Raw genomic sequence first — 6622 nt, forward strand, 5'->3', positions numbered from 1 at the left:
AAAATTAAACATAAACTTCTAATAGTTTTGCATTCGTAGAGGTTATTTTATAGGTCTTTATTGCAGAAGGAATTAATATCGTTTCGCCTTTCTTTAAAAACTCGGAAGCGTGCTCCGTTTCAATCATTGCTTCACCTTCTGTACACATATAAATATAGAATGAATCCTTTGTATTTAACTTCAAAATAGATCCTGTCACATGAAGAAAACTCGTTGTAAAATAAGGACAACTCACCATCTCATTAGAGATGTTTTTTTCTTTTTGATAATCTATTCTGAAGTCATTTTCCATATCAAAATCAAAAGCATCGATAGCTAAGTCGTTATGCAATGCTCTCTCATTACCATGATCGTCAACGCGGTCCCAATCATATACGCGATAGGTAATATCACTGGTTTGTTGAATTTCTGCAAGCATAACGCCTGCTCCAATTGCATGTACAAGACCAGCTTTAATGAAATAGGCATCTCCTGTTTTGACCTGATCAAAATTAAGAATCTTGGTTAAGGTTTTATTTTCGAGGTGTTTCAGATAAGTTTCTGAAGTCATTTTTTCGTTAAAACCTACAATTAGGTTCGCTGCTTCATCGGCTTGCATCACATACCACATTTCTGTTTTTCCGAAGGAATCATGACGCTTGGATGCCAGTTCATCGTTGGGATGCAACTGAATAGACAAGTCTTCTTTGGCGTCAATAAATTTGATAAGCAATGGAAATTTGGTCCCAAATACTTCATAGTTTTTTTCGCCCAACACATCCGAAGTATAGGTTTCTAAAAGCTCTTTTAACGTTTGTCCTTTTAAACCACCATTGCTAATTACAGAGGTATCTCCTTCAACATCACTTATCTCCCAGCTTTCTCCAATATTAGGCAAATTAGAAGATTTATGAAGTAGTGATTTTAATTTTTCACCTCCCCAAATTTTATCTTTTAAAATGGGCTGAAATTTAATAGGATATAAGGGTTCCTTCATACTCCTGAATAACTTACAAAATTACGGGGTGTTTCAAATAATGTGATTTCTACATCAAAATCGGCATTAAGTTTCGGCTTTATTTTATTGTAGATGACCACGACAATATTTTCTGCAGTTGGATTAAGCGTTTTAAATTCGGGAACGTCCAGATTTAAATTTTTATGATCAAAAGCATCTTCGACTTCAGTTTTAATAATCTCTTTTAGCACTTTCATATCAACCACATATCCTGTTTCTGGGTCTATTTCACCAGTGACACTTACTATAAGTTCATAGTTATGACCATGATAGTTAGGGTTATTACACTTTCCGAAGATAGCATCATTCTTTTCAACGCTCCAATCTTTTCGATATAAACGATGAGCGGCATTAAAATGTGCTTTTCTGCTAACCGTTACCTTCATAGCTTTGAAATATTTATATGTTCATAAAACTTATCGAAAATGATTTTAAACCATGCGGTATATTGTTCTGGGTGTAATTCTATATCAACCTTTACAGCTTCTAGAGACATCCATTTCCAGGCTTCAACTTCATCAGGGTTAATCGTAGGCTCATCATTAAAATGTCCAATTAAAACATGATCGTATTCATGTTCGGTCAACCCATTGTCAAAAGGAGCTTTATAGATAAATGAAATGCTTTCTTTTAAGTGCGTAACAAATCCCATTTCTTCCATTAAACGACGTTTGCCTGCCTCAAGGTTTGATTCACCTTCTCTTTGATGACTACAACACGTGTTGGTCCATAATAAAGGTGAATGGTATTTATGTCTGGCACGTTGTTGCAACATCAATTCATTATTATCATTAAAGATAAATACTGAAAATGCACGATGCAATAGCGCTTTCTCATGAGCTTCCAGTTTTGGCATTGTGCCTATTTGCTCATCGTTTTCGTTTACAAGAATTACATGTTCTTCTGTCATATATAAACAAAAATAACAACTATAAATTTAAAAAACATAAGAAATAAAAAAGCTGCCTTTAAAAAGACAGCTTTTAACTTTTATTTAATAAATGCAGACTTACATTTTTACAATTATAAATTCACTACGTCTGTTAAGTTGGTGTTCTTCTTCTGTACATTTTACACCATCACTACAGCCATTAACCAATTGAGATTCGCCATAACCTTTTCCGGTAAGTCGGTCTGCAGAAATGCCTCCAACTTCAATAATATACTTGATGGTCGATTTATTTCTTCGGTTTGATAACGCGTCATTATAAGCAAAAGTTGCTCTACTATCGGTATGAGATCGTACATCAATAGTCATGTTTGGATATTTTTTCAATACAGCAATAACTTTTTGTAATTCTACTTCGGCATCTGGGCGAATATTAGACTTATCAAAATCAAAATAGATAATAGGAATCCCTAAGGTTACAGCTAAATCTGTTCCTTCACCAATTCCTTTTTCATCTTTTTCTAATAATAATTCAATCTCCAGCTTTTGTTTTTTCTTAGGAGTTGTAAAACGTTTTTCATCTGAAGCATAAGTGTCTTTTTGACCTCTTACCAGATACTCTAATTCACAACCTAAGCCTTCAAAAGTATAGCTCGCATCGTCACCTACGGTAACTTGTTCTAACTGATTTCCTTCGCTATCAAATAAGGTTACGATTGCTCCCGGAAGTAATTCTAAAGTTTCTTTATCTTTTACGGTTCCTTCAAGGACTTGTTCGCACTCTGGAATGGTAAAACTATAAATATCATCATCCCCTTTTCCGCCTTCTCTATTTGAGGTAAAGAAGCCTTCTTTGGTACCAATATTTTCGTAGTAACCAAAATCGTCCATCGGACTGTTAATTGGGCGTCCCACATTTTCTAAAGCCATAGGTTGATTCGCTTCCCTTTTGTTTTCAAAATCTCTAATCACGAAAACATCAAGTCCTCCTAAACCGTTAAATCCGTTAGAAGAGAAATACAGATCACCTTCAGAATTGATAAAAGGAAATGTTTCATGACCTTCGGTATTAACGGAAGGTCCTAAATTTACAGGATCTCCTAAAGAGCCATCATCATTAATATCTACTTCAAAAATATCAGACTTACCAAGTGTTCCTTCCATATCTGATGCAAAATACATTTTGGTGCCTTGTACATTAATGGTTGGATGCGCCACACTGTACTCATCGCTATTAAAATGTACCGATTCGATATCATCCCATTGCCCATCTTCATTTAAAGTGGCTTTAAACACTTTCAAACGGTTGGTTCCATCTTCACTATTTTTATATTTCTTTTTGAAATAATTGTTACGAGTAAAGTAAATGACATTATCATCTGGAGTAAACGCTACTGTAGATTCATGAAATTTGGTATTGATATCTGTATCTAATTTTTGAACATTACCATAAGAGCCATCTTCTGTTTTATCTGCGGAATACAAGTCAAGGAAAGGTTGCTCATTCCATTTGTATTTCTTTCCGTTTCCACGAGTAGAAGCAAAAATTAATTGGTTTTTATATTGTGTAGTTCCAAAATCTGAAACTTCGGTATTGATATCTAAATTATAGACTTCAAAATCTCTACTAGCTTCATCAATCATAGCTAAATAATCGACTGTAGACGAAAATGCTCTTCCGCGTAAATCGCTACGATCTTCGGCTGCAAATTTCTTCATCCACTTATCAGATTCGGTATAATCTTCAATTGATTTTAAAGCTTGAGCGTATCTAAAGTAGTATTCAGGATCAATCCCATCAACGTTCATAGTCATCAATTCACCATACCATTTGGCGGCTTCTTTCATTTGATTGTTAAAATAGAACGAGTTGGCCAATTTTTGCAGTAAATCAACAGACTTATAACCGTTTTCAGCAACCTCTAAAAGAATCTCACTTGTTTTTAAGTACGCTAGGTTATCATACTCTTTTGAGGCTTGTCTGATTTTTCCTTTTTGAGCATATCCAATAGAAAAAGCAAAACTTAAAGCCAGGATACATATAATTTTGTGTGTTTTCATAATCATTTTTTTAGAAGAATCTTGGTGATAATATTCTACCTACTTTTTGTAATTCGAAACGTAACATGATTTCATGGGAACCACTGTTATAGTTATTTAAGTTGGTTGTAGTGGCATCGTAAGAATATCCAATATACAACCCGTCTGTTACTTGAAAACCAGCCAGTCCACTAACCGAATCATCCCAACGCCATGCTAAACCTAAAGTTAATTTGTCATTAAATAAAAAGTTAGCTGAAAGATCGGCTATAATTGGAGCTCCTGAAACAGCTTTTACTAATGCTGCAGGTTTCAATTTAGTATTTTCACTCAAATCAAACACATAACCAGCAATTAAGTAATAATTCATACGCTCTTTAGCAACTGATTCTTGAAAGTCGTCATAATGTTCGGTCGTTAAAAAGTTTGGAACAGATAATCCAACATACCACTTTCTATTGTGTAAATAAAGTCCGGCTCCAATCGTAGGAGAAAACAGACTTACATTTTCGTTAAAAACGGCATCAGGGTTTTGAAAACGACCTTTACTCCAATCGGTATTCAATAAATGAGCACCAGCTTTAGCACCAAAGGATAGTTTGGTTAGGGATTCATTTAATCTAATAGTGTACGAAAAATTAGCATCTATATAGGTTTCATTTGCTGGACCTAATGCGTCATTGACTATTGAGAGTCCGAGACCAATTTTATCATTTCTAAGTGGTGCATGGATTCCTAAAGTTTGAGTTTGAGGAGCGCCATCAATACCCACCCATTGTGTGCGATGTAAACCGGTAATACTTAACACTTCTCTTTGTCCGGCATAAGCAGGATTCACACTCATTGTATTATACATATACTGAGTGTATTGAGGGTCTTGCTGCGCAAAACTAGTATTAATGGTTAGCGCACAAAACACTAACAGTATTAATCCTTTAACTAATGATGATTTTTGTATCATTTTAATATCGTTTTTAATCTTGCCTTTATTAATTATCTGTTTATGTATAACCATCCTACTCTTGGTTCTGAGCCATTTCCTAAATCAATGACATAGTAGTAAGTTCCAACTGGAAGTTTATCACCTTCGCTTAAAACAACTCTTCCGTTAGAAGTTCCTCCCCAATCGTTTCTATATCCTCTAGTTTCATAAACAATATTACCCCATCTGTTATAGATTTCTAAGGTATTATTAGGGAATGTCTCTATACAATCTATAACAAAGAATTCGTTAACACCATCACCATTTGGAGAGAACTCGTTATAGATGGTTAAACATATAGGTTCGACACCTACTGAATCACTGTTATTATTTTCGTTTTGATCGTTACCACCTGTAAAGGCTGTAATAGTAGCTGTATTTAAATAGTCTCCAAATCCGAGGACTTCAACTGTAATCTGAAGTACTTCTACTTGACCTGGATCCAATTGACCAACCAGCCATTCACCATCAATTTCTGAATAAGTTCCTGCTGTTGTTATTGCTGAAACGAATGTATATCCACTAGGTAAAATATCTTCAACGATAACACCTGTAGCGGTTACAAATCCTTCATTAGCTACTGTTATTGTAAATACGACTTCATCTCCAATTAGAGGTTCAGCAATATCTAATTCTTTAGTTACAGATAACTCAAAATCAGAATCTGTTTCTGTTACGGTTGGATCATCTTCAGTATTTCCGTCGGTATCATCACCATCGTTACTCGTATCATCAACAGTATTACCATCAGTATCTACGCCATTAGCTACGACACTATTAATTAATCCCCCTGCATCAACATCATCTTGTGTGATCGTATAAGTTGCTGTATAGGTTGCTGTTTCACCAACTAACAAGTCGCCTTCTGCACTTCCTTGATCAGAACTCACATAGGTTGGTCCAGAATCTAGCGTTAAAGGAATTAAGTTTGCATCAGTAAATGTATCTGTAATTGTCACATTTTCTAATGTTACATTACCTGAGTTATTCACTGTAATGGTGTATGTAATAATATCTCCTACTCCAATAACACCATCACCATTATCCGTAATATCTGCAACTTTAACAACATCTAATTGTGGTGTTTGTGGCAAATCGGTAGTCGTTGGATCATCTGGTTCCCCATCGCCATTATTATCATTATCGGTTGGATCGTTTGGATCATCACTATCATCGGTTACTGTGCCGCCTTGTGGATCTGTTCCATCAGCTGTTGCCTGGTTGGTAACAACTCCTGCATCGATATCCTCTTGTGTGATTGCATACGTGGCTGTGTACACTATTGTTCCAGCTCCTACTGCTAAATCTGCTAAATCCATATCTAGGTCTAAGTCCGCGCCTCCACTCTGATAAACTGGTGTTGGTAAAGTACCCGTTCCTGTAAAGTCTGCTGCATCTTCAGATACACTTACATCAAATAAAGTCACATCTCCTGTGTTGCTTACTGTATATGTGTATGTAATGATATCGCCTACACTTACAACACCATCGGCTCCTAAGTCTAAACTACTCTCCTTAACAATACTAATCTCTGGGTTTTGTGGAATCACTGTATCGGTTGGATCATCTGGTTCCCCATCGCCATTGTTATCATTATCGGTTGGATCGTTTGGATCATCACTATCATCGGTTACTGTGCCGCCTTGTGGATCTGTTCCATCGGCTGTTGCCTGGTTGGTAACAACTCCTGCATCGATATCTTCTTGTGTGATTG

The 6622-nt window shown here is 35.7% G+C and carries 6 protein-coding genes; all 6 read right to left on the bottom strand.

The window, feature by feature from the left end:
* Positions 1–4: 4 nt before the first annotated feature.
* Positions 5–976: a type I phosphomannose isomerase catalytic subunit gene (locus N4270_RS16310; protein WP_260098421.1), complete on the bottom strand. Its 972-nt coding sequence runs from the start codon at positions 974–976 to the stop codon at positions 5–7.
* Positions 973–1383 carry a 6-carboxytetrahydropterin synthase gene (locus tag N4270_RS16315; RefSeq protein WP_260098422.1) on the bottom strand — a complete coding sequence of 137 codons (411 nt, stop codon included), beginning with the start codon at positions 1381–1383 and terminating at the stop codon, positions 973–975. Before N4270_RS16315 ends, N4270_RS16310 begins: the two co-directional genes overlap by 4 nt.
* On the bottom strand, positions 1380–1907 hold the full coding sequence (gene idi / locus N4270_RS16320; RefSeq protein WP_260098423.1) for an isopentenyl-diphosphate Delta-isomerase: 528 nt from the start codon (positions 1905–1907) through the stop codon (positions 1380–1382). The genes N4270_RS16315 and idi overlap by 4 nt, the downstream gene beginning before the upstream one ends.
* Positions 1908–2006: 99 nt before the next feature.
* Positions 2007–3947, bottom strand: coding sequence for an OmpA family protein (locus N4270_RS16325; RefSeq protein WP_260098424.1), 1941 nt, complete (start codon positions 3945–3947; stop codon positions 2007–2009).
* A 10-nt stretch (positions 3948–3957) separates the two neighbouring features.
* On the bottom strand, positions 3958–4887 hold the full coding sequence (locus tag N4270_RS16330; RefSeq protein WP_260098425.1) for a type IX secretion system membrane protein PorP/SprF: 930 nt from the start codon (positions 4885–4887) through the stop codon (positions 3958–3960).
* A 32-nt stretch (positions 4888–4919) separates the two neighbouring features.
* Positions 4920–6622, bottom strand: a 1703-nt coding sequence (locus tag N4270_RS16335; protein WP_260098426.1) for a gliding motility-associated C-terminal domain-containing protein, incomplete at its 5' end; no start/stop codon positions are given.

It is taken from the genome of Psychroserpens sp. SPM9 (assembly GCF_025153525.1).
GTDB lineage: Bacteria > Bacteroidota > Bacteroidia > Flavobacteriales > Flavobacteriaceae > Psychroserpens.